At 50.2% G+C, this 23,747-nt stretch carries 17 protein-coding genes; 9 read left to right on the top strand and 8 right to left on the bottom strand.

What is annotated here, in order from left to right; translation table 11 throughout:
- The first annotated feature begins 8 nt into the window (after window positions 1-8).
- Complete coding sequence (locus tag Pla110_RS14980) at window positions 9-299, top strand: flagellar biosynthesis anti-sigma factor FlgM (protein ID WP_197440226.1); 291 nt, start codon at window positions 9-11, stop codon at window positions 297-299.
- A gap of 288 nt (window positions 300-587) precedes the next feature.
- Here the strand turns inward: Pla110_RS14980 and Pla110_RS23005 are convergent, their stop codons facing one another.
- Complete coding sequence (locus Pla110_RS23005; RefSeq protein WP_261342278.1) at window positions 588-710, bottom strand: hypothetical protein; 123 nt, start codon at window positions 708-710, stop codon at window positions 588-590.
- A 230-nt stretch (window positions 711-940) separates the two neighbouring features.
- On the opposite strand from Pla110_RS23005, the gene Pla110_RS14975 reads away from it, so the two are divergent.
- The 4 genes from Pla110_RS14975 (at window position 941) to glnD (ending at window position 6,781) form a co-directional block, all read left to right on the top strand.
- Window positions 941-1,351: a Fur family transcriptional regulator gene (locus Pla110_RS14975; RefSeq protein WP_144996634.1), complete on the top strand. Its 411-nt coding sequence runs from the start codon at window positions 941-943 to the stop codon at window positions 1,349-1,351.
- 413 nt (window positions 1,352-1,764) lie between these two features.
- On the top strand, window positions 1,765-3,204 hold the full coding sequence (locus Pla110_RS14970) for an ammonium transporter (RefSeq protein ID WP_144996632.1): 1,440 nt from the start codon (window positions 1,765-1,767) through the stop codon (window positions 3,202-3,204).
- Window positions 3,205-3,490: 286 nt separating this feature from the next.
- Window positions 3,491-3,829: a P-II family nitrogen regulator gene (locus Pla110_RS14965; protein ID WP_144996630.1), complete on the top strand. Its 339-nt coding sequence runs from the start codon at window positions 3,491-3,493 to the stop codon at window positions 3,827-3,829.
- 255 nt (window positions 3,830-4,084) lie between these two features.
- Window positions 4,085-6,781 carry a [protein-PII] uridylyltransferase gene (glnD, locus tag Pla110_RS14960; protein ID WP_144996628.1) on the top strand — a complete coding sequence of 899 codons (2,697 nt, stop codon included), beginning with the start codon at window positions 4,085-4,087 and terminating at the stop codon, window positions 6,779-6,781.
- Between the two features lie 20 nt (window positions 6,782-6,801).
- Here the strand turns inward: glnD and glgC are convergent, their stop codons facing one another.
- A complete protein-coding gene (gene glgC / locus Pla110_RS14955) occupies window positions 6,802-8,055 on the bottom strand; it encodes a glucose-1-phosphate adenylyltransferase (protein WP_144996626.1) in 1,254 nt (417 codons plus the stop codon).
- Window positions 8,056-8,395: 340 nt separating this feature from the next.
- On the opposite strand from glgC, the gene pyrF reads away from it, so the two are divergent.
- Window positions 8,396-9,388, top strand: coding sequence for an orotidine-5'-phosphate decarboxylase (gene pyrF / locus Pla110_RS14950; protein ID WP_231742483.1), 993 nt, complete (start codon window positions 8,396-8,398; stop codon window positions 9,386-9,388).
- 116 nt (window positions 9,389-9,504) lie between these two features.
- Here the strand turns inward: pyrF and Pla110_RS14945 are convergent, their stop codons facing one another.
- Entirely contained in the window at window positions 9,505-11,910 is a 2,406-nt protein-coding gene (locus Pla110_RS14945) for a ligand-binding sensor domain-containing protein (RefSeq protein ID WP_144996622.1), read from the bottom strand.
- An 839-nt stretch (window positions 11,911-12,749) separates the two neighbouring features.
- On the opposite strand from Pla110_RS14945, the gene groES reads away from it, so the two are divergent.
- Both groES and groL read left to right on the top strand, forming a co-directional pair.
- Window positions 12,750-13,067: a co-chaperone GroES gene (gene groES, locus Pla110_RS14940; RefSeq protein WP_144996620.1), complete on the top strand. Its 318-nt coding sequence runs from the start codon at window positions 12,750-12,752 to the stop codon at window positions 13,065-13,067.
- Between the two features lie 202 nt (window positions 13,068-13,269).
- Window positions 13,270-14,877 (top strand): chaperonin GroEL, encoded by a 1,608-nt coding sequence (groL, locus tag Pla110_RS14935; RefSeq protein ID WP_144996618.1) that lies wholly within the window; start codon window positions 13,270-13,272, stop codon window positions 14,875-14,877.
- Between the two features lie 136 nt (window positions 14,878-15,013).
- On the opposite strand, the gene Pla110_RS14930 is transcribed toward groL, so the two are convergent.
- A complete protein-coding gene (locus Pla110_RS14930; RefSeq protein WP_144996616.1) occupies window positions 15,014-15,742 on the bottom strand; it encodes a hypothetical protein in 729 nt (242 codons plus the stop codon).
- 82 nt (window positions 15,743-15,824) lie between these two features.
- On the opposite strand from Pla110_RS14930, the gene tilS reads away from it, so the two are divergent.
- Window positions 15,825-16,835 (top strand): tRNA lysidine(34) synthetase TilS, encoded by a 1,011-nt coding sequence (gene tilS, locus Pla110_RS14925; protein ID WP_144996614.1) that lies wholly within the window; start codon window positions 15,825-15,827, stop codon window positions 16,833-16,835.
- Window positions 16,836-16,989: 154 nt separating this feature from the next.
- Here tilS and Pla110_RS14920 read toward each other — a convergent pair whose 3' ends face one another.
- From Pla110_RS14920 to Pla110_RS14905, 4 genes are all read right to left on the bottom strand, one after another.
- Window positions 16,990-18,327 carry a LysM peptidoglycan-binding domain-containing protein gene (locus Pla110_RS14920; protein WP_144996612.1) on the bottom strand — a complete coding sequence of 446 codons (1,338 nt, stop codon included), beginning with the start codon at window positions 18,325-18,327 and terminating at the stop codon, window positions 16,990-16,992.
- Between the two features lie 461 nt (window positions 18,328-18,788).
- Window positions 18,789-18,998 (bottom strand): hypothetical protein, encoded by a 210-nt coding sequence (locus Pla110_RS14915; RefSeq protein ID WP_144996610.1) that lies wholly within the window; start codon window positions 18,996-18,998, stop codon window positions 18,789-18,791.
- A 75-nt stretch (window positions 18,999-19,073) separates the two neighbouring features.
- Entirely contained in the window at window positions 19,074-21,038 is a 1,965-nt protein-coding gene (glgB, locus tag Pla110_RS14910) for a 1,4-alpha-glucan branching protein GlgB (protein WP_144996608.1), read from the bottom strand.
- Window positions 21,039-21,466: 428 nt separating this feature from the next.
- The gene (locus Pla110_RS14905; RefSeq protein WP_144996606.1) at window positions 21,467-23,173 is read right to left on the bottom strand and encodes an ExeA family protein; all 1,707 of its coding nucleotides are present in this window, start codon (window positions 23,171-23,173) and stop codon (window positions 21,467-21,469) included.
- Window positions 23,174-23,747: the final 574 nt, after the last annotated feature.

Here is a 23,747-nt window from a genome sequence, read left to right as displayed (position 1 = left end):
TGGCTGGAATGAGCATCAGTGGACCCGGCTCAGTTCAAAGCGGATTTTCCTTTGAGCGTGCCAAGGCAACAACGCGGCCCGCGGAGACCAGTTCGACGCCAAAAACAATGGCGCCTGTCGATCAGGTCGAGATATCCGATTTGGGAAAATTAATGAATCAATCACCTGATAATTCAGATGTTCGGGAGGCCCGGCTCGCTCAGATTAAGGCGGATATCGATGCGGGCACCTATGATACTCCGGAAAAAATGGAAGCAGCCCTGATGAAAATGATGGGGCAGATCGACATCGAAGGCTAATTCGCCTGAGGTGACGGTTAAGTCGCTGGTGTTGCTCGGTAGCACCTCCTCAGCGAGTTTGCTTTCAATTCTGCGGACCTGTTTTAAAATCGACAGAGGCGAGGTGCTGACAACCGGTTTCGATCCGGTGTGAATTTTTTAGTGACGGAAATATCCGATAACGAATCTGAAGCGGATCATCAGACAATCCTGGATTCAGTAACTTCAAAACCATTTCGTTTTTGATCTATCTCTCTACTCATCTCTTGCTCATTTCTAATCGCCGCTGCCCCTAGGGGGCTGAGGTGACTACAATAAGATTCCCATAATCAGATCCCGAAATGCTTTCTCTTTCCTGCGATTGAGTGAGTCCGGGTCTTTTTCTGTTCCATAGGCTTCGTTCAAATAGATTTGGATGAGGTTCTTGGGCATTCCAGCTTCTGTTTGGCGGGTTGGAGATGAAGGTGGGAGCGGTTGGGATTTTCCAGAAATGGACGTCTCACCAACCTGATACCAAACACATTTTGACCTCACACATTATTTGAACTTACTTCGATTGCGACCAGAAGAGGATACGGGTGAGCGAGCCGTTAAATTTAGCTTCAGTAAATGTTTCCGTGACCCCGGAAGAGAAATTTCAAGAATTTCTGGGGACAAAGGGAATGCGCCTGACACACGAACGTTCTCTGATCGTAGAGGAGGTTTTCGCCGACCATAGCCATTTCGACGCGGAAGAACTGGTCGATCGACTGAAAAAGCGAAATGTCAGTCGGGCGACCGTTTACCGGACGTTGAACTGCCTGGAAGAAGCTGGCTTGTTACGAAAAGTGGCACGGACGAACGATCGAGACGTGTACGAACACGATTACGGTTATCCCCAGCACGACCACCTCATCTGCGGTAAATGCGGGTCATTGACCGAGTTCCACAGTGAAGGCTTGGCGGAATTGCTTTCCTCTGTTTCCAGCAAACATGGTTTTCTGATGGAAGGCCACCGGTTGGAAGTGTACGGGACGTGCTCAAGTTGCGCGAAACCTCCGAAACGTCAGTTTCGTAAGCTGGATATGATTTAGGCTGAATTTCGTATTTCCAGAGGCACTGGTTCTGCTAGCGGCGGTCTAGCTATTTAAAGCTGTGAAGACACGTGAAGCTGTTTCGGCTTGTGAAACTGTGCAGACATGTAAATCGCTGCGGAATTTCAAGCGGTGTCCAACTCCTGCCGCTTGTGGGAGTTGAGAGTCATTACCTCCGGGCTTATAGTGGTTTTGAATTGAGTATTCGTAAACGACGAGTGGTTCCGTCCGTGTTTGCCGAGAGAAGTTAGATCAGGTAGAAGTCTCGCGCGATCGGTACGCCGTTATGTCGATCTTCTGCGCCTCGGTCCCGTTGCCGCCAGGAAGAGACTGCTCTCGCCTTTCGCTGCCTCTTTCCGGCAGCTCTTCGATTTCATTCTTGATCCTAGCGTCCATGCAGGAGGAGCCCGTTCATGTCCCGGCCTCAATCGCTCTGTTTGATTGTCTTTTTTCTGCTGGGGCTTGCTGCGCTTCCTGCGAACAGAAATGAATTAGCGGCTCAAGAAAGACGTGCTGATCTCGAAACCATTTCTGTAGAAGCGGCGTCCGTTGCACCGGAAGCAAAAGAATTGACTGTGGGAGAAGAATTCAATGCCGCCGATACGATGTGGGTATTGATCTCCACCGCGTTTGTACTGTTGATGACTGCCCCTGGTCTTGCTCTGTTTTACGGGGGACTGGTTCGGAAGAAAAACATTCTAAGCGTTATGATGCAGTGTATGTTTCTCATGGGGCTCATGAGCCTGGTTTGGTTCCTGTGGGGATACAGTCTTGCTTTCGATACGGATATCCTCAATGGCTACGTGGGAGGATTCGGAAAAGCAGGTTTGATGGGCGTACTCCCTTACTGGGACGCGGAGACCAGTACTCCCATGCTGCCGCTTGAAGGAAGCATTCCTGAGATTGTCTTCATGATGTTTCAGATGATGTTCTTTATTATTACACCGGCACTGATTTGCGGGGCGTTTGCTGAACGAATGAAGTTCAGTGCGATGTGTATGTTTGCCGTATTGTGGGGAACCTTCGTGTATTGCCCCCTTTGTCACTGGGTCTGGTCCGCTAATGGTTGGCTCTCGCCAGAAGGAGCTTATCACGCGTTTGACTTTGCCGGTGGTACGGTCGTGCATGTCAGCTCAGGTGTGTCGGCGTTGATCTGTGCGATGATGATCGGAAAACGGTTGGGGCATGGTCAGGAACCGATGCCTCCTCATAACCTGACCTATACCACGATTGGAACGGCATTACTCTGGTTCGGTTGGTTTGGTTTTAATGCGGGAAGTGCCCTGGGTGTGAATCCGCTTGCGGCGAATGCTTTCGTAGCAACTCATATTTGTGCGGCGACTGGTTTAGTGACCTGGGCCGGAATCGAATGGGTGACTCGCGGGAAACCTTCAATCCTGGGTGGCTGTTCAGGAGCCGTGGCCGGGCTGGTTTGTATTACGCCCGCCTGTGGGTTTGTCACTCCACTGGAAGGAATCTGGCTCGGTTTTATTGCCGCTTCCGCTTGTTACTTTGCCTGTACAAGTTTGAAATCAAAATTCAAATATGATGATGCTCTGGATGCTTTCGGTATCCATGGTGTTGGCGGGGCTGTAGGAGCTCTTTTGACGGGAGTCTTCGCAACTCGCCGAGTGACTGGTGACGCGAATGGCAGTGGCCTTCTGGAAGGCAACATGCACCAGTTTGCAAACCAGACGATCAGCGTCGTCGCCGCAGTCGCGATCGCGGTGATTGGAACAGTCATCTTATTGAAATTCGTCGATTTAGTGATCGGACTTCGCGTCACTCACGAAGAGGAACTCAAAGGACTCGACCTGACACAGCACGGCGAAGAAGGATACATCTTCCTGTAAGGGAAAAGCGGCGATAATTTCGGCTTTTGGCTCCGTATTCTTTAGTGGGGCAGGTGTAAATAGTTTGACGTCATGATTCGGTTGTAAATAATCAAACCGGCTTGATTCTGGAGTTTCATTCCGGTTTATTCCTTTCGCCGGCGGGGGAGCATCCTTTACCATCGAATAGCAAAGTCTGGCCGCGATGGCAGACTTTTCACTCAGAATTAAAAATCGCTACAATACTGGAGAAGTTACAGGCGCTTTCTGTGCTTTACTGGTAGAACAGCTTTTGGAGCATATACGAATGAAGAAAATCGAAGCGATTATCCGGACCTTCAAATTGGAAGAAGTGAAAGACGCTTTGTCCGAAATTGGTGTCCAGGGGATGACGGTCTCGGAAGTGCGGGGATTTGGTCGTCAAAAAGGGCATAAAGAGCAGTATCGAGGAGCTGAGTACACCGTCGATTTTCTTCCGAAAGCCAAAATGGAAATCGTTGTTGGAGATGATCAAGCACAAAAAGTAATCGAGACCATTCTTCAATCGGCCCGCACGGGGCAGATCGGGGATGGCAAGATTTTTGTGACGTCACTCGATCAGATGATTCGCATTCGCACTGGGGAAACTGGTGACGAAGCGTTGTAAAGCATCTACGGAGCAATCTACTTTTTTAAATTATTGTCCGCTACTGGTGGGCCAGTCTGAACTTCTGGAAAAATCAGTCCGGTTCAGCGATCAATTTTCTTTTCAGTTTCAACCCCATGTCTGTTACACCGACGATTTCGGATCGTCATTTCACGATTTGTCGTATTATCGCCATCACCAGGTGAATCGAAGTCGCTCGTTCGATTTGCTGCGTAAAGACCGCTCGATATCATATTCGTGCGGAACAGGGTCAGCATGACCACCACAGGGCTAACCGATTTAAATACCGACTGGGTTCAATCTCTAGCTGAGCAGATCGCTAACCTGCGAGTTCAGGAAAGTCGACTGTATCAGGAGACGAAAACGGGCAGCCAGACGGCGCTCGCGATTTCAGAGACGACCGATTCTGTGCTCATTAAGTTGTGGGAACATTGTTTCCAGAGCTTGTCGGAATCGGACCAGAACTCGGCCCGCGACGGTATTCAGATCATTGCTATCGGAGGTTCCGGTCGTTCGGAGTTGGCTCCCTTTTCCGATACCGATTTGCTGTTTCTATACAAACCCTCCAACTACCTGCAGGCGCGTAAGCTGATTGACCGCTTTGTTCCGTTGACCTGGGATGTTGGTCTCAAGCCCGGTAGCAATTTTACGACGACGTCGCGGATGATCGAAATCTGCAAAGAGAACCTGGAAACTGCTTCAGCAGTGGTGGAGTCGCGTCTGCTGTGGGGGTCGGAATCAGGTTTTTATCGCTTCGAAAACTTGTTTTATAAAAAGGTGATCAGGAACCGAAAGAAAGCATTTATCGATGCCTGCATCGCTGCTCGGGCGAACGAGCAGGAGCAGTTAGGGTCGACTACAAAACATCTGCAGCCCAATGTAAAAAAAAGCAAAGGAGGGCTGCGCGATTTGCACCTTTTACGCTGGATTGCCTACGCCCATTATAAAACGACCCGCTTTGAAACTTTGAAGTTGATGAGTGTTCTCAGCCGGGACGACGTGCGAACATTGCAGGCGGCTCAGGATTTTCTACTACGCATTCGCATCAATATGCATCTGCATGCTGGCCGCGGCAACGACATACTCGACGCTGACGAACAGATTCGTCTGTCGCAGGAATTTGGGTACAAAGATGATGAAACGATGCGGGACGTCGAATACTTTATGCGCGATTATTTTCAGAAGACGTCCGCCCAGGCAGAATTGGTAGATCGGTTTGTCTCCGCGCATCATCTGGAATCGCGCGTGGTTCGTTTCGGGCGTCTGTTAACGACGTTACGAATCGAGAACGATTTTGTGATGAGCCCCGATTACATCAATGTGCCTCCACGTTCACAGCATTTGCTGCAAGGTCGCTTGAAGAATATTCTGCGTTTGTACCGTTCGACTGCATACTACAGCAAACTTCCCAGTCCGCAGACCACGCAATTGTTACTGGATGAGGCTCAGAATATTACCGAACCTCCCACGAGTGAAGAAGCGGATATCTTCATGGAACACCTGGCGTTGCCCGGATTTCTGAACCAGTCGATTCGTCATATGTTTCGTACGGAAGTCCTTGACCGGGTGATTCCGCAATTCGGACATGTACGGTTTCTGTTACAGTTCAATAACTATCATAGTTACACTGTCGACGAGCATACGTTTCGCGCTTTGGAAGCGGCGGAAAAAGTTCTCGGCGAGAACAGCACGGCGGGAACCGCCTATGAAGCCGTACGTGATAAGGCGCTATTACATCTCGCGATTCTGTTGCACGATATTGGCAAAGGCTACCCAGAAGATCATAGCGAGGTTGGTCGCCGTGTTTCGGAGGAAATTGCCAATCAGCTGCATTTAAGTCAGACGCGTAGAGAGACGCTCGTCTTCCTTGTTCATAAACATTTAATGTTAGGCCACGCGGCATTCCGAAGGGATACCTCGGATGTCAAACTTCTGTATGAGTTGGCGCACGAGATTGGCACAACTGAAAAGCTGCGCATGTTATATCTCCTTACCATCGCCGACTTGAAGGCCGTTGGCCCGGGAGTCTGGACCGATTGGAAAGAGCAGCTGTTAACTGAATTGTTTGACAGTCTGATGAAAATTCTCGCCGGGAAAAGTCCGAAGCATGGCGAGAAGCAGCGACGGGAAATGTTAAAAACACGCGTGCTGGAGCATTTTTTGGCCTACAGCGCTGTGGATACTCGATTGCGTCACAAAGCGCGTTGGGTCCTTGAGCAGGTGGAGCGATTTCCGTCGCATTACTGGGCGAATACTCCCGTCACTCAGATTGCGCGTGACCTGATACTGATCGAAAAAATGGATGAGGAAGAAATCCACGTTTATGGCAAATACGTTGTTCAGAACAATATCACCGAGTATCGAATCATCACTCATGAGAAGCAGTCCAATGGGCTGTTCCATCGAGCAGTCGGAGTATTGACGGCCAAGCACTTTACCATTCTTTCTGCACACATTAACACGACCTTCGATGGGCATGTGCTGGATACGTTGCTGGTACAAGACCCGGATTGTGACGGTCCTGTTCCTGAGGAACGGATGGAGGAAGTTTCCGAAGCGATTAAACGGGGTATTCGAAATCAGGAGTCATTGAAGCCCTATTTTCAGCGTCATATGCGATTCAAAACAGAAAAGCCGTTAGCGCAATCCAACGAACCGTTGCGAATCCAGATTGATACCCAGAGTTCGAGACTCTACACGATCATCTCTGTCTTTTCTCACGATCATCGAGGCTTGCTGTACACGATCACCCGCTGCATGGACGATTTGCAACTGTCCGTGAATGTGGCAAAGATTGCGACCAGCCTCGACCAGGTTGCTGACGTGTTTTACGTCGTTGATGCCTCGGGTGAGAAAATTACCGATCAGGATCGTATCCAGGAAATACACGACTACATGTATGATGAAATTCGGTATTTCAACGAAGAGGGTTTTCAGAATTATCGCACCTGAAAGATTCCCTTGAACAAAGCTTAGGCGGAGTCGCGAAACATCTGGTAGTCGCCGAGCGAATCGGATTTACCGATGACGACAATTCCCGATTCAGTCACCACGAAACCGCGCGCACGGTCTTCTTCGATGTCGAATCCGATACGCGTTTCTTCCGGGATAACGACGTTTTTGTCGATGATCGCGTTCTGAACTTGTGCATCCCGTCCGATTTCGACCCCTTCGAAGAGAATCGAATTCTTCACACTCGCCCAACTGTTCACTCGCACATTAGACGAAAGAATTGATCGTTCGACTTCGCCACCTGAAACGATGGAGCCGCTGCAGACAAGACTGTCGACCGCTTTGCCGACGCGGGGACGTTTGTCGCCGTCGTAATTAAATACGAATTTGGGAGGGGGCAACGGGGGTTGGTAGGTTCGAATAGGCCACCGGGAATCATACAGGTTCAGGTTGGGTTTAACGGAAACCAGATCCAGGTTGGCTTCGTAATAGGAATCGAGAGTTCCCACGTCGCGCCAGTATCTGCGCGTCCCCGTGTTTTTGTCGTGGAAGGGAAATGCCCGCACGTCATAAGGACCGATGATTTCGGGGATGATGTTCTTGCCGAAGTCGTGGGAACTGTCCCGGTCGGTGGCGTCGCGGCATAACTGTTCGAACAGGAAGTTCGCGTTGAAAACGTAAATTCCCATGGAAGCGAGGCATTGAGTCGGGTCTTCGGGAGAAGGTTTTGGATTCGCTGGCTTTTCGGCGAAATCGATAATGCGGCGGGAACTGTCGATTTGCATCACGCCAAATTCAGTCCCCTCTTCCAGGCTGACGGGAATACAACCGACAGTGGCATCGGCTTCGGACTCGATGTGATCGCGGATCAGTTCGGAATAATCCATCTTGTAAATGTGGTCGCCCGACAGAATGACAACATAGGCGGGTCGGCATTGCTCGATGGTGTAAATGTTCTGATAAACAGCATCGGCGGTGCCCTGATACCAGTTCTCGTCGATGCGCTGCTGTGGCGGCAGGATATCGACGAACTCGTCGAGTTCACTACAGAGAAAACGCCAACCGTGATTAAGATGTCGGTTCAGGCTGGCCGCTTTATATTGCGAGAGGAGCAGGATTCGTCGCAAGCCACTGTTGATGCAGTTCGACAGTGTAAAGTCGATAATGCGGTACGCGCCACCGAAAGGGACCGCTGGCTTCGCCCGATCACGGGTGAGGGGTTCGAGGCGGGTTCCTTTGCCTCCGGCCAAAATCAACGCGAGAACACCACGCATGCGAAGCTCCTTGAAACCGTTCAATTCCGGTGATGAGGTATCTTCCTCCAATAATGAGGGAGGATACAAAGCTGTCAGAAAAGGAGTCGCCTCCATCGCGACCGTTGAACCAGAGTAACAACTTTCGCTTGATTTTGAAATTGCGAAATTAGCCTCAGCCTGCAGGTTTTGGAATCGCAGGAAAATCAAGTAGATTAAGTGTTTAGATTAAGAATGTCTTAAGTCTAGCGATGGCTCGATCTCACTCCAGTTTGCGATGTTGAATTGCATTTCAAGTGGCGGGTGACTGGGATCGGCCATCGGTCTGTAGTACATTCTTGCGGGAATCTGTCTGCCCGGAATGACAGCTTATCTGATTCGCCCTGTTTTACCAGAGGACCCTGACTCCATGAGTTCGACCTATATCGCACGACTAAATCAATTGACGCAACAAAAGAAAACAGCGGCGCTCGTTGGGCTGGATCCACGATTTGATCAACTACCGGAAGAGATTGTGAAGAAAGCAAAAGCGAATCATTCCGATCCGAACGAAATGGTGGCTGCAGCCTTTGAAGAATTCTGCAAACGGTTGATCGACGTCGTTGCGCCTCTTGTTCCAGCGGTAAAGCCCCAAGCTGCCTTTTATGAAGAGTGGGGACCGGCAGGTTCACGAACATTGTGCCGAGTGATTCAGTATGCACGAAAGCAGGGATTGCTCGTCATTTGTGATGGTAAACGAAACGACATAGGTTCGACGGCGACCGCTTATGCTCATGCCTATCTGGCCGGGAGCGATCCGGAAGCTTCTCCCTGGGGGGCGGACGCACTGACAGTGAATCCCTATATGGGAAGCGATACGTTGGAGCCGTTCATCAAAGTAGCCAAAGAACGGGGAGCCGGGTTGTATGTGTTGGTGCGAACCAGTAACCCTGGATCGGGACGATTTCAAAATCTGGAAGCCGACGGGAAACCGATTTACGAACATGTCGCCGCCGAAGTGGAAGCATTCGCCAGTCAAGCAGAACTGAGCGAAGGTTACAGCTCGATTGGCGCCGTTGTCGGAGCAACTTATCCCGCTGAACTGGAAGCGTTGCGAACACAAATGCCCCACGTTCCCTTTCTCGTACCCGGTTACGGAAGCCAGGGCGGAACGTCGGCCGATGTCGCTTCTGCCTTTGATACCGGAGGATTGGGGGCGCTCATCAACAGTTCTCGTGGAATCAACTTCGCATACAACAAACCTGTTTATCAGGAGAAGTTTGGACCGGATCAATGGGAGGAAGCGGTGCACCAGGCAACTCTCGATATGATCGACGACCTCGCGACACACACGCCCGTGAAAGCACTTGGTTAAGCTGCGACTCACTGACTGTTATGAAGTGAACGGGTATGACTTTGAGTTTGTAAAACAAAAAAACGGAAACCGGCATTGTTACAGGTTCCCGTTTTTGTTTTGAACGTCAGGGTTTATTACTCTTCCGACGCACTTCCGCTGGTAGGGCTGGCGGAACTGGGGTCTTCGATTACATACCCATGATAAACGCCCATGTAATAGGGGAGCAGGAACGATGCGCCATCGGCCAGTTCTGTTCCATTACCATGGACATCCATACGCCACGGATCGTGATTCCAGTGCTCTACAAATCGTTCGTCAATTGGCAACGCATACCCATTGTAGAGATAGCCTCGGTTTCGTTGTCGGATGACGTGCTTCTGGACGTGAACCATGTCGAGTCGGTGACTGTTCTTCATGCTCCAGCGGAAGCGATCCAGCGGATACCGTTTCAGCGAATCAATCGCTTCAGGAATGATTTCGTCACCGATGGCCTCGGGCCAGTAGAAGCGGGTTGAGTAATAGTTCAACGCATAAATGAAGTTGAACAGGGGGCACAACTCGTACTGTTCCTGCAGGAAGTAACGATTCATTGACCGGGTGTACTGTTTAATCAGTTTTGGATCGGTTTCGTACTGGAACAGGTTGTAGTAACACATGAAGGCCATTTCATCGTCGGACTGGTTACCGGTTCCAGGGCCGTTCTGCCATTTAGGATGGAGCACGTTAGTGAAGTAGTCGTGCTCGTAGAGCAGCTTTTCGTAATGCTCCTGGTATTTCGGATCGCCAGTCACATGATAAGCCGTTTTGATGTAAGCCAGCAGGCTGATGGCATTAAGACCACGCAGGTCAGTCATTTTGTCCGTGTTAATCATGTGCGGACCGAACTGGCCCCAGCGGGTCGGTTGGCCATCGTGGTCGACAAGGGCGTAATCATGCTCGATCAGGTGAGTCGAGACACGGTCGACAACTTCACGGCAGTAAGATTTCTCTTCTTCAGTTTCAGCGACCAGGTCGTAGTACGCTCCGTAGAAGAAATAGTGGCCGTCGAGTTCGTCAGAACTGGTATCGGTTTTCCAGTACCATTGGCCATCTGCACTGACAGGCCAGCGGGGATCGAGAACTTTCCAAAGGTGGTCCGGGTCCTTTTCTCGTTTCTCTTTATCATGTTCGACTGAGTCATGGTCGTTCGGATTGCGGCCGGAAGTGGGGAGAATGGTGCGTGCGGGGAAACCAAAGGGAGGGGAATGTTTGCCTCCCTGGGGGACTTCACTCAGAAAGCCGATCGCTCGGAATGCTTTATTTGCTCGTGCTTTGGATTCTGGTGTTTTGGTCACGGCGTATTCAAAAGCATGAGCCGCACCGTACATGCTTGTCCAGAGTCCGTCGTTGTCGCTGTCGTGTTTCTGGTTGTCGACAATCTTAACGCCCGGTTCTTTCATGCGGACCGAATCAACATAACCGTATTCCGTTCGCAAGTGATATTTTTCGATCTCCGCGTTAAAGAAGTCTGCTTTTTCACGCAGCGTCATCGGAACAAGCTTGATGCAACTGACTCCTTTGGCGGTTGCAAACCAGGAGTAACCGTTAGGAGTCACCACGACGTCGCGAATGTCGTCATCTAGGATCCAGCGGCGTCCCTGACGATATTCCCAGATGTCGTCGTATCGATGCACGGCTCCGATGTGGGTTGCGTACCAGACGTCGTCTTTGGAACCGACTGCCAGTTTGGTGAAGTCGTTGTAGGGAAGTCCTTCGGACCCAGTCAGTAAGTCCCAGCCTTCTTGAGTTTCAAAAGCGATTCCCTGAGGAGCGGCAACGCGCAGCTGGCCTTGAGAATCGAATCCAACTCCCCGGACATCAGCGAGGAACCATCCTCCTGCTGCCGTGGCTGCGTGAATTCGTGCGGCCTGGTTGTCTTTTGCGGAGTACAGATAAAGTCCGTTGGTAGACGCAATCGCCAATCCTCGACCTTCCGAGTAGGCAAGTTGGTTGACAGTCGTTTCTGGTGGAAGAATATCGTTGAACGCTTTGACTTCCACTTGTTCTGAGGAACCGTTGGGAAGGAGATCGAGACCTTCGTTGCTGCTGATGTAAAGCCCTTCCGGGGTCAGAAGCATTTCAGTGATCGTGACTCCGTCGCGGATGGTGGCGATTGCTTTATCGTCTACGCCCAGTTGGCCTATCTCCGTTTGCGTCGCGTAGAACACGGTATCACCGAGAGTGGTCAGTGCGACGACGGGCGAGGAGGTTTTCAGTACGGTTTTCCAAGTGGAACCTTCGAACTGGGCAATGCCTTTTGCCGTTCCAGCAAAAATTCCATTGTCCGCAGCGAGGCAAAGAATGTCTTTTGAGGGGAGTCCTTCCTCTTTGGTGTACTGCACGGCGACCTGTTGCAGGTACTCGCCTACCACTTCGCCTTTACCCGTGCCGCGTATTGGCGGTTTAGCCTGAAGTGGTTCAATCGTCGCCAGGGTTGTGCCGATCACGAGTCCAGCCAGCACCAGCCAGCTGAAGCCTTTGTTAAGAGAATGCCGCTTCACAGAGTGTCTCCATTCTTCAGTTCAGGAACCATCGCGCAGCCCAGAACAGCAGTGCTGTCGATCGGTTATGGAAAGAGGTGTGATGTATTAGATTAGGGTAGGAACTGCTGTTCCAATTACGGGAATACCGCGCGTGCAGGGAAGTCGCGTAAGTTGGCGGGATGAATTTTCCAATTGTTAATCGGACAGCAGGAACAGGTGGGTCTGATTAGCCCGGAGTGCAGGGCAGGAATATAAGGCAGGGGGAGCTTGAATGTGTTCAAGCGGGTTGAATTGTGCCGAGGGGGGAAGGATTTGGTGGGACGATGTTTGACTTCTGAGATCGCAAAAGCGTTTGCTTCGCAGTAGGTTCAAACATCAACCTTCGTGAGTCACAGACAGTTGTTGAATTATCAATTGATGAATTAACTGGATTGATCATATAAACGAAGGCTGTTCGTTTCAATACCTCGACAATAGTGTGGATGGTGCCTGGAATGTCATCGCGAGCGTTTCGCCGGGAGAGTTTCGGATATCTCGGGGAATTCTTCAGAAGCTACCTGTGGCAGTCTTCTCATGTGATGTAACTCTGTCATAATGGCAGACATCACGAGCCGGTCCTGAAATGAACTGACTAAGTTGGCAGATTGCTGAATAAGGTCATGTTTGTAAAGTATTCGATATCAACGAGATATGATTTTCGAAGTGATCGGCACGATGTTCGCTTGGTTGCTATATCAACCCGAAATACATATTCCGGGAAGGCCCGGAGACCATCCTGCGTGGGGTTTGCCCTCTGCAGATGGATAAATCTTGTATCAGTTAAAATCAGTTGTTTTTATAATCTTGAGGAGAGATCGATGGCTAAGACCGCTGCGAAGTCCAAGTCTGCCGTTCAGCTTATTCCGCTTGGAGACCGCGTGGTGGTGAAAAGAGCAGAAACCGAAGAGCAAACTGCTGGCGGTATTTTTCTGCCCGATTCAGCCCAAAACAAACCACAACGGGGCGAAGTTGTCGCCGTCGGAGATGGACACGTCCGTGACGATGGAACGAAAGTTCCTCTGACGGTTAAAGAAGGCGATCGTGTTCTGTTCAACTCTTACGCTCCCGAAGAGATCAAATTGGGCGATGAAGAGTATCTGCTGATGCGCGAAAGCGACATCCTCGCTACCTTCTAATCAGATGCCCTAAGCCTCCGGTTTATATTGAAGACGCCGCCTAAGTTGAATTGCGGCCAAGTTACCAGCCGGAGAGGGGATTGGTTTTCCAACAGAGGGAAAACAATCCCAGCGCGATGTTGATCTGCAGGAACGACAGACGCCAGTGAATTGCATACAACGCCCATAAACCTACAGTCATTGAATCAGGAGATACCCAGACATGGCAAAGATAATTGCCTTTGATCAAGAAGCCCAGGAAGCGATGCGACGTGGTATTAGTAAGCTCGCGAAAACCGTGGGCGTTACCTTAGGACCGCGCGGTCGCAATGTCATCATTCAGAAAAGCTTTGGTTCCCCTACCGTCACGAAAGACGGTGTCACTGTCGCTCGCGAAATCGAACTGAGCGACAAGTTTGAAGACATGGGAGCCCGCATGGTTCGCGAAGTGGCCAGCAAAACTTCTGACATTGCCGGCGACGGAACCACTACTGCGACGATCATGGCTGAAGCGATCTACAACGAAGGCCTTAAAGCCGTTGTTGCCGGTGTCAGCCCCATCGCGATGAAACGCGGAATGGACAAAGCAGTTTCCGACATCGTTGAAAATCTTCATTCTATGGCCACCGATTGCAAAACCAAGAAAGCAATCGCCCAGGTCGGTACTGTCGCTTCCAATGGCGATACTGAAATCGGTGCAATCCTCGCCGAAGCCATGGAACAAGTTGGCAAAGATGGTGTCATCACTGTCGAAGAAGGCAAAAGCCTGACGACCGACTTCGAAGTAGTCGAAGGTATGCAGTTCGATCGTGGTTACCTCAGCCCTTACTTCGTGACAGATCAGCAGAGCATGGAATGTGTTCTGGAAGACGCTTACGTCTTGATCCACGAGAAAAAAGTGACGAATATTAAAGACCTCGTTCCTGTTCTGGAAAAGGTCGTTAACGCTAACAAACCACTCTTGATTATTGCTGAAGATGTCGAAGGCGAAGCCCTGGCAACTCTCGTAATTAACAAACTTCGCGGAACCTTCAACTGTGTTGCTGTCAAAGCTCCTGGTTACGGCGATCGTCGTAAAGCCATGCTGCAGGACATCGCGATCATGGTTGGTGGCCAGGCGATCTTCGATGACTTGGGAATCAAACTGGAAAACATCCAGTTGTCCGACCTCGGTCGTGCCAAGAAAATCGTGATCGACAAAGAGAACACTACGATCATCGAAGGTTCTGGCAAAGGTGCCGACATCAAAGATCGTATCACTCAGATTCGTCGTGAAGTCGAAAATTCCTCCAGTGATTACGACAAAGAAAAATTGGAAGAGCGAATCGCCAAACTTTCTGGCGGTGTTGCTCAGGTTAACGTCGGAGCCGCTACCGAAAGCGAAATGAAAGAGAAAAAAGCTCGCGTGGAAGATGCACTTCACGCCACACGTGCTGCTGTTGAAGAAGGTATTCTGCCAGGTGGTGGCGTCGCTCTTCTCCGTGCTTCTCGTAGCGTCAAGCCGGGTAAAGTTAGCCACGACGAAGAAGTTGGCTTCAATATCATCCTGCGTGCTTGCCGTGCTCCACTGACTCGAATTGCAAACAACGCTGGCGTTGACGGTAGCGTGATTTGCGAGAAAGTCGCTGAACTCGATGGCAACAAAGGATACAACGCTGCAGACGACAAGTTCGAAGACTTGGTCAAAGCGGGTATTATCGACCCAACCAAAGTAACCCGTACTGCTCTGCAGAACGCGGCTTCTGTTTCTACTCTGCTGCTGACGAGCGATGCTTTGATCGCTGAAAAACCAGAAGCAGGTAAAAGTGGCGGCGATTCCGATCTTTACTAAGTCGAAGACAGGGAACGGTTCAATTGAGCCAACCTTGATTCCATAAAATAAACCGGGAGCGATCCAAGTGATTGCTCCCGGTTTTTTTATTTGTAGGTGACTGACTTCGGTGACTGACTACGGTGATCGACTGTCGTTAATTAATACTTGTAAGGCGAGTCCATTGGGAGCGAGAGTTGTTGTCTTGATCGTCGAGTAGTACGAGTGTGTCTTGATCGAGAGTGTCAATCTTTTGGTCTCGTTTAGTCCCGTAGTTCTCTTTGATATAGTTAAATGCAACTTCAGGTTCACCCGACAGAGAAGTGAAGATCGCCCGACCTTTCTCGACGGACCAGTTGATCTGCATTACGATGCGATCACCGAAGACGGCCGCGATTAGGGAATTGACTTCAATAGTTAATGTCCCCGTTCCATCTTCTTCGAGAACAAGAGTCTGTTTCATTTCCTGATTCTGAGTCCAGGTTCCCTGTAGTTTTTCTTTGAGTTCGACATCGGAGTTTGACTCAGCTTCGGATTTCAATTCTACAACGGATATGGATTCAGGTTGCTCTGCCGTAGTCGCGACTACGGTTTGGTCCTGGGGTTCAAACCGCACTTCATCTGTTGGCGATAAGGTTTCCTCTTCTTTTTCAAACAGAGTATTCATCACATAGACTGTGGCGAAATAGCAGGCAAAAAATGAGAGCACACTCGCGAGAATCGAGACTATTACCGTTTGGGTTCTGGAGCGTGGTTTTGGTTTTTGAGCATCCGCCATATTAAATACCGATTCCCCTGAAAAGGGGGTAAAGTGAAGAAAGCTGGCTCTCGCATTGTTGTGACTGTGATGTTCCATTATTTTTGTGGTGAAGCTGATTGAGGTCAATGGGAGTTTCCTGCTCAATTATACTGTCCAAATACTCTACAGTTGATTTGTTAATTCCTCGAGTTCTCTAAGTACCGCCATTATGACAAATAAATTCCTGAATCAGCTTGAAAAAGGGGCCCGGAAGGCGGGGATGATCCAAGGGAAGGTCCTGGTGGGAGTTTCTGGAGGACCGGACAGTGTTGCCTTACTACGCGGGTTAAGTGAACTTCGGCAGTTCTTGCAAATTGAATTACGCGCGGCTCATCTCGATCACCAACTACGAGGTGAGGAATCCGCGCAGGACGCTAGATGGGTGGAGCAGTTTTGCGAGCAGCTGGGTATTCCGTTGACGTCGGAAAAAATTGATATCTGTGGTTATGCAGAAAGTAAACGCATCGGAATTGAAGCGGGAGCGCGGCAGGCCCGATATCAATTCTTACGAAAGACTGCCAGCCAGGAGAACTGCGGCTTGATTGCACTGGCTCATCACGCAGACGATCAGGTGGAGACTGTGCTGCATCATTTCCTGCGAGGAACGGGATTGCGTGGTTTGGCGGGCATGAAATGGCGACGAAAGTTGGATGACGGTCTCTGGCTGGTACGACCCATGCTGGAGATGCGACAGCATGAAATCGAAGCATCACTCGCTAGGTGGCAGCAGGAAAGTCGCGAAGACAGTACGAATCTGGAAACGCATTATACTCGGAATCGATTACGACATGAATTGATTCCGCTATTGGAAGATTCATTCAATGGCCAAGTCTCCGATGCAATTCTCTCGCTAAGCCGGCAGGCATTCGAAAGTCAGGAGTTCATTCGCGAGGCCGCAGAGAAAGCATTAGATGTGGCCGCGATAGAACAAACGCGTCAAGCGTGTCGCATTTCAAAAACGGCTTTTGCTGGTGTTCCTCGACATCTTATTCGCGAAGCCTTCGTCGAACTTTGGCGACGGCATGATTGGCCTCGGCAGCAGATGAATTTCACTCAGTGGGATCGGTTGGCAGGAATCGTCTTGGGCGAGGCGGAAGGGGGAACTTTTCCCGGCCCGATTGATGTAAAGCGGGTTCGCAAAGAACTGCATCTGTCCTACCGTGGAAGAGCTGATAGTTAACCCCGGTGGATACTTGAGACTCTAATAAGTCTTGATAAAGTCTTAAATACGCCAATATTTTTGTTCGTTAAATATCCTGAAACCCTTTGGTAGGTCGCTGGAATCTTCGTATGAAAGAGACTCAGCAGGCCACTTCAGGATTTCAGGAGGGATTTTAATTCCCAAACGGATATCGCCGAACCGGGACGAACTTGTCCTCGTTGCTGTTGTAGGGTCCCAGGGGTTCATTTCTCGTTGGATTTGAAGGTTCGGGTAACGATTCTACCGGTTCCTGATGCCAAGACTGGGAAACTCGTTGCGGGTCGAGTTTAGCCCCAACTTCTTGTCGCCGGGGTTGAGTCGCCTGTTGACTCGATTCCGCTCGTGGAATGCGTAGCTTCATCCCGACGCGAATATCATGCGGACTCTTTAGTACGTCGCGGTTGGCTTCAAAAATCTGCATGAATTGGTGTGCGCTTCCCAGGTAACGTGCTGAGATACCGGACAGAGTTTCTGCTCGCCGGACTTCGTGAACGAGCATCGTGTCCTCACCCAAAGGAGAGATCGCCCGTTCTTCCAGTGGCCTCGCCGTGGGAGCGGTTTGCGCGACTTCACGCGGTGCGACAGCGTCGTTGCGGTATTGGCTGGGACTGGTTGTGCGCCCCATCGAACTCGACGAACCCGTTGCGGGTTTGGTATCGATAGATTCTCCAAATGGATCGAATGTTTCGTCCAGTGTTACGATCGACTGATTCAACCGAGGACGTTGTGAACCATTATCGGATACGTTCTGACGAGTAGGTTGACGACGAGCAACTTCTTCCGGTGCAGGTTCTTTCCGGTAAGAATTCTCACGTTGGTCCGATTCATTAAGAAGTTCCGGGTAAGCCGTGAAATGAGTTTCTGATTCAAATGGCGAAGAACGATTTTCTGAGGGGGTACGACCTGATGGGGCTGTGCGAGCCGTCAGGTCGCGAGTGTCCGTGGTATTCTCCGGATGATTGGCTTGGGGACTGTCCCAGTCTGAATTGTGTTCCGGAACATGATAGTTACGGGAAGGTAGTTCACGACCTGATGAATTGGCCATTAAGTTCGAATTCGCATCGCGGCTGTCTTTAGCTGGAGAAGTCCCGGGAGAATCATTCCAGTCGGGCGACCGGTACGATTTACTCACCGAATGCGCGAACGAATCGTTTTGCTTCCGACGACTCGCACGGTCCAGATCCGGGCTACTTGGCAGGCCATTGCTGAGGGCTCGTTCGGGATTCCCGGGTTCGCTGAAGTTGAACGGGTCACGAGGTTCTGGCGTGGAACTCGCAAGGTTACCCATGCCATCAATATCAGGGCTTGGGGAGATTGGAGCAACGGGTTCTGTCTTGGTTCCGCCTGTAAAGGCGCCCTCAAAAAAGGAGCCTTCCGACAACTGGGAAAGATCCTGTTTGAAACAGAATGCCGTTCCGATGCCGATGACCATCAATGCCAATGCTAGACCTAATTTTTTATCGCGATGCATGGTGGATTGCCTCTACCTGAGCATAAGTGTTCATGCCGAGCACCGGAAATCGAACGCTGACGTTCGCATTTCTTACGGTTTCTCACGCATGAGTCTGAAACAAATTGTTTCGGACACTAGAAACGATCCTCTCTTCACTGCAGGCGTTCCTTACAACCTATGAAAGGTTCCCTGAACAGCAGACAATGCAGATAGAATCTTTGACAAAATTGAATTCCGAAACATCCTTAATGGACGGAATTCAATTTTTGACGAGTCTAGTGGATGCTCCGTAATCCACATTTTCTACAGGCAACGACCTTACGTAGGCTCCTTTCGTCAGGCACGTTGCGAGTTACTAAAGATCGCGTCTTGAGATAACGGGTGCTATTCTAAACGGCACCTTGTCTCTGGGACTATTTGTCTTCGGTGAAACTGCTTCACCAAACAAAAAGTCAGACTACAACCAAGTCCTTCATGATTTACATCGGATGAACAATGAAAGTAGATTCGTCCATCAGCAGAAAACCAGCAATTTTTGCCGCTGGTGGTTCCGGGAGAGCATAGAACCGTGGCAACCAGCAAGGTTCGCCATGATACATTCCGCATAACCGTCCGGCTTCACGAGGAATTGCCTCGTTTTCCTCGGAGCAGGCCAGAAACGTTACACTTTCACCAGTGCTTACAGGCATCCGAGCATCAAAAAAAGCGCGCGATGGATCTGTGGAAAGTGTTTGACAATTAGAAAAGAAGCGGGCTGCATTAGCCTATTTCTTTTTCGCCTGTTTTCCATTTCCGGAAGCGGGACGGCTGATCGACTTAGCGGGGACCAGCGGTTTGAAGGCGACAATCGACAGAGGAGGCAAGGTGACAGCCAGGCTATGCTTCTGGCCATGCGCATCAATCGGTTCGCTGTAGATTCCTCCTTCGTTATCGACTCCGGACCCACCGTAACGGGTACTGTCGCTATTGAAGACTTCCTGGTAATAACCAGGTTGAGGCAAACCGATTCGGTATCCGGGTCGGGGAACGGGCGTGTAATTCGCGAGGACGACGATAGGAAGATCGTCATCGTTTCCATAGCGAATGAAGGCATAGACGCAGTTTGCACTGTCGTCGCATTGAATCCAGGCGAACCCTTCGCTGTGACAATCGTTCACATGCAGGGCAGGTTCGTCGGTGTAGATCGTGTTCAGGTCTTTAATCAGTTCGCTGATGCCCTGATGTTTGTCAAACTCCTGCAAGGCCCAGTCGATTTCGGTATCGTGATTCCACTCCGTCCATTGGGCTAACTCGCCACCCATAAAGAGGAGCTTTTTACCGGGCATGAAGTACTGGTAAGTATAAAGCATTCGCAGGTTGGCAAACTGCTGCCAGTAATCCCCTGGCATTTGAGATATCAGAGACCGTTTACCATGCACGACTTCGTCGTGTGAAAGGGGCAGAACGAAGTTCTCGGTGAAGGCGTAAACCATACGGAAACTGAGTTCGTTCTGATGATGAGAACGATAGATTGAATCCCGGCGCATGTACCGCAGGGTATCATTCATCCATCCCATATCCCATTTCATGGTGAAACCGAGTCCACCATCATAAGTTGGACGGGAAACACCGCCAAATGAAGTCGATTCTTCTGCGACCGTCATGATGCCGGGGAAGTCGCCATGTAACTTGGTATTCACTTCTCGCATAAATTCGATGGCTTCGAGGTTTTCGCGACCGCCATATCGGTTCGGAATCCATTCCCCTTCGTTACGTGAGTAGTCCAGATACAGCATGGAGGCGACCGCATCGACTCGAAGTCCGTCAATGTGGTACATCTCTGGCCAGAAGTGGGCACTGGACAACAGGAAGTTGCGAACTTCTTCCCGACCGTAATTAAAGATGTTGGTGTTCCAGTCGGGATGGAAACCTTGTCTAGGATCGTCGTGCTCGTAAAGCGAAGTTCCGTCGAAACGTCCGAGCGAGTGTGCGTCAGTCGGAAAGTGTGCCGGGACCCAGTCGATCAACACCCCAATCTCGTGCTGATGGCAGTAGTCGACAAAATACATGAAGTCTTGAGGGGTACCGAATCGGCTGGTGGGTGCAAAATATCCTGTTGCCTGATATCCCCAGGAACCATCAAACGGGTATTCGTTGATAGGCATTAGCTGCAGGTGGGTGTACCCGAGGTTCTTGACGTACTCCACCAGCATCGGTGCCAGTTCGCGATAGTTGTAATACGTGCGGCCATCTGTGGGAATACGCCAGGACCCGAGATGAACTTCGTACGTCGAAACCGGCTCATTGATCCATGTTTTACTGTCGCGATTTTTGATCCACTCGTCGTCATTCCAAGCATAAGTGGAAAGATCGCTGATGACTGAGGCAGTATTGGGACGGAGCTCGCCTGAGAATGCGTAAGGGTCTGATTTTTCGAGAATCTGGCCCCAGCGAGTGCGAAGGGCGAATTTATAGGTTTCACCCGTAGTGTAATCGGGGAAGAATCCCGACCAGACACCAAGTTCGCTGGCATGGAGCGAATGTTTACCCACTTGCCATCCGTTTCGATCGGAGATTACAGAGACTTCGGTTGCATTGGGGGCCCAGACCGAAAAATGGACTCCCTGTTTGCCGTTCTGTTCTTCGAGGTGAGCGCCCAGAGAACGGTAGAGCGTCCAGTGGAACGGATTATCAACTCGAAAGTTTGATGATTTCGCAGCCGGCTTCGATTCAGATATTGGGCGTGACATCGATTTCGTAATCTGTGAATTAATGAAACTGTTCCTTGTGAGTAGGTCCCTTTCGGAGCAGAAATCAATCTTACCGAGAGTTCAAATTAAGGTGGGTCAGATTGAGTGCTGCAAGGTTTTACCTATCTTGACGGTACTCATTATATCAATTGTTTGAAAGAACCGGAATTTGCCTTCAATCGAATATCAGCGACTCGCTCTAAAAAGCAAATCGTTGTATTTAAACGGTTGACGTCATACTCTATTCAATTTAGTGAAGAAAGGGCGACTGCCGGGAATAGTGATTAGATTTGTACGCCGAATTTCGTGCAGAACGAGTACGGCGTTCAATTCTCTCTGGACGGAGTGTGTCCTTCAATTCGCAATCTCAGTAGTGGAGTGTCGTCGGTGAAGTGAGCAGTTTCTTGCACCGAGGGTTGCTGTGCTCTTCAGGCTGATTTCGAAGGTCGGTTGAATTTGAATGACGTACTTCCAGCAGGAAGACTTCCCTTCAGTTTGTCGAGAGCGTTGGTAGGCAATTCCATTGAGGAAGACGATGGCTGCTCGAGAGAAATCGAACCAAGTGGCACTTTCGGAGAATGAGAAATACTGGCCTGAGCAGCGTTTTCTTCTTGGAGAAGTGAATAGACATCTTCTTCGGCCCGTTTGGTCGCGGCTGCTATGTCCTCGTTGCTCATAGGATTGGTAACGTGTTCTACCGTCGTTTCACACACCCTGACTTCCCATTCCCGCACACGTTCAACCAGACCAGCGTCGATGAAAGCGTAGCGGTCCATGACCACTTCTGAGGAAGGATTGACTGCGTTCTCAGTTGGGGAGGGCAGATTATTCTTCTGGGTGGAAGAAGAGGAGATAATGCGTCGTTCGGTCGATGTTTCTTCCTGATCGTCTTTGAGTTGAACATTCAGAACATCGTTCAACAGTGAAACTTCGGCCAAAACATCCTGTTGAGTTTCGGCATCTGTCAGTTGGAACAGACGGGCGTCGAGTTCGGGATCAATCTCTTCCTCTTCGATTTCCAAAGTCTCTTCCGCATTGGCGTCGAACTCGTCCTCATAACCGATCTCTGTTTCAATGACGTTTGCCACTGAAGAGAGAGTTGTATCGATATCGAGGAACGTCTCTTCTTCAGTTTCAGTGACTGACATAAGCTCGGTACTGGATGTTGATGGTTCGTCCCAGGCGCTGCCCACTTCAATACTGGCTGACTGGTTATCTGAGTCTGCACCCTGAAATTGTTCGAAAGCGGGCTGATCAGAACGGACTTGGGATGTCGTTTGCTCCAGATTTCGCTCATGCTGTGCTGAAGGAGTTCGCCAGTGTAATGGCAGCGTCTGTAGTTCTTCGAGAGAGTCGAGAACCGTGTTTAAATCGACGGGGCGAATTCCGCGAGCGGTGGCCAGCATCAGGGAGTGGTCACACAGTTGATTGATCGCGCGGGGAAGCCCATCGGCGGCTTCAGCGATGGCGAAGACCGCTTCCGTTTCAAAGATGTTTTCCACCTTGCCGTGAGCGATCGCCAGGCGTTGTGAGATATATTGTACCGACTGAGCCCGGTTCAGCGGGTTAAGCATGGAGTGCATGCCAATACGACTGTTAACCGCAGCCATATCGGGATGGGCCAGACGTTCTTCCAACTCTGGATGCCCTACGAGTAGAGTGCGGAAAACGCAGTCACCTTCAACGACGAAATTAAGGCAATTACGAACTTCTTCCAGGATACGGTCGTTGAGGAGATGGGCTTCATCGATCACCATCAAGATCGGGCGATGCCGAGGAGCCATTTGACGCATAACGGATGTAAGCTGCAGGCGGAGTTCCTGGAGTCCCATACCGGCGTAGGGTTGGCGGAGTTCGAAGAGGATGGACTGGTAGAAGTCCCGGCGGGTGGCAAAATGGGAATTGGAGAAGAAGATCGGAATCGTCGACTCTTCCAGATTGTTGACCAGCTTGCGAGCGAGAATCGATTTGCCAGTACCCTCCGCTCCCGTCAACAGGGAGATTCCACGGTTGGCATTCATTCCGAACATCAACTGGCGTAATGCTTTTTCGTGGACTTCGGTCCGAGCATACATATTCGCATCCGGACTCGCGACGAATGGTCGTTGGGAAAGACCCATAAATGCTTCGTACATATTTGGCTATCTTCTTAGAATTCCAGATCTTGTCCAAGATGGCGGTAGTCGTGTTTGGACCCGAAAAGTTCTTGTGTAAGTTGTATGGTGGAGGGGCCGCACATTGCCGGTTGGTTCGTACCCGATCTTGTCCGTTTCCCGGAGTGGTCCGGAGTACCGGATCTCGGGACGTTTGAGTTGTTCATGGTGGGAAAAGGTGGGGCGCGAATCAATTGAGGGTTCGGCTGCGCACGAGAAACCCTCCAGTTATTGTTTCGAGCAAACTAGCCATCGTTCTTTAGAGTCATCAAATCGGATTCTACCGGATTCACGGTATCGCCAAAGAAGTCCGAATTGGGCAGGATCGGCTCATGTGAGAAGAGGTAAAACGGGAAGTGTTTAATGCTCTCGACTGGCAAAAAAATACGTGAGTCGTCCGATTCGAAGAGGAAAGATTAAGTTTCTAACAGCAGCCTGAACCTTGCGCCGGTTGAAGTGTCCACCTTCAAATCTCGCGAGAGAAGCCTGGTCGAATACGTGATTCCTGCGAATTGTGCCGATTCTAGAGGGCGTTTTTGTCACTCCGTTAAAGAAG

The organism is Polystyrenella longa, from assembly GCF_007750395.1.
GTDB lineage: Bacteria > Planctomycetota > Planctomycetia > Planctomycetales > Planctomycetaceae > Polystyrenella > Polystyrenella longa.
This window is presented reverse-complemented; position numbering and strand designations above follow the sequence as displayed.

Excerpts from the sequence above, each read along its gene's own strand:
- Pla110_RS14980 (WP_197440226.1), top strand. The coding sequence starts at position 9 with ATGAGCATCAGTGGACCCGGCTCAGTTCAAAGCGGATTTTCCTTTGAG.
- Pla110_RS23005 (WP_261342278.1), bottom strand. The coding sequence starts at position 710 with ATGCCCAAGAACCTCATCCAAATCTATTTGAACGAAGCCTATGGAACA.
- Pla110_RS14975 (WP_144996634.1), top strand. The coding sequence starts at position 941 with ATGCGCCTGACACACGAACGTTCTCTGATCGTAGAGGAGGTTTTCGCC.
- Pla110_RS14970 (WP_144996632.1), top strand. The coding sequence starts at position 1,765 with ATGTCCCGGCCTCAATCGCTCTGTTTGATTGTCTTTTTTCTGCTGGGG.
- Pla110_RS14965 (WP_144996630.1), top strand. The coding sequence starts at position 3,491 with ATGAAGAAAATCGAAGCGATTATCCGGACCTTCAAATTGGAAGAAGTG.
- glnD (WP_144996628.1), top strand. The coding sequence starts at position 4,085 with ATGACCACCACAGGGCTAACCGATTTAAATACCGACTGGGTTCAATCT.
- glgC (WP_144996626.1), bottom strand. The coding sequence starts at position 8,055 with ATGCGTGGTGTTCTCGCGTTGATTTTGGCCGGAGGCAAAGGAACCCGC.
- pyrF (WP_231742483.1), top strand. The coding sequence starts at position 8,396 with ATGACAGCTTATCTGATTCGCCCTGTTTTACCAGAGGACCCTGACTCC.
- groES (WP_144996620.1), top strand. The coding sequence starts at position 12,750 with ATGGCTAAGACCGCTGCGAAGTCCAAGTCTGCCGTTCAGCTTATTCCG.
- groL (WP_144996618.1), top strand. The coding sequence starts at position 13,270 with ATGGCAAAGATAATTGCCTTTGATCAAGAAGCCCAGGAAGCGATGCGA.
- tilS (WP_144996614.1), top strand. The coding sequence starts at position 15,825 with ATGACAAATAAATTCCTGAATCAGCTTGAAAAAGGGGCCCGGAAGGCG.
- Pla110_RS14920 (WP_144996612.1), bottom strand. The coding sequence starts at position 18,327 with ATGCATCGCGATAAAAAATTAGGTCTAGCATTGGCATTGATGGTCATC.
- Pla110_RS14915 (WP_144996610.1), bottom strand. The coding sequence starts at position 18,998 with ATGCCTGTAAGCACTGGTGAAAGTGTAACGTTTCTGGCCTGCTCCGAG.
- glgB (WP_144996608.1), bottom strand. The coding sequence starts at position 21,038 with ATGTCACGCCCAATATCTGAATCGAAGCCGGCTGCGAAATCATCAAAC.
- Pla110_RS14905 (WP_144996606.1), bottom strand. The coding sequence starts at position 23,173 with ATGTACGAAGCATTTATGGGTCTTTCCCAACGACCATTCGTCGCGAGT.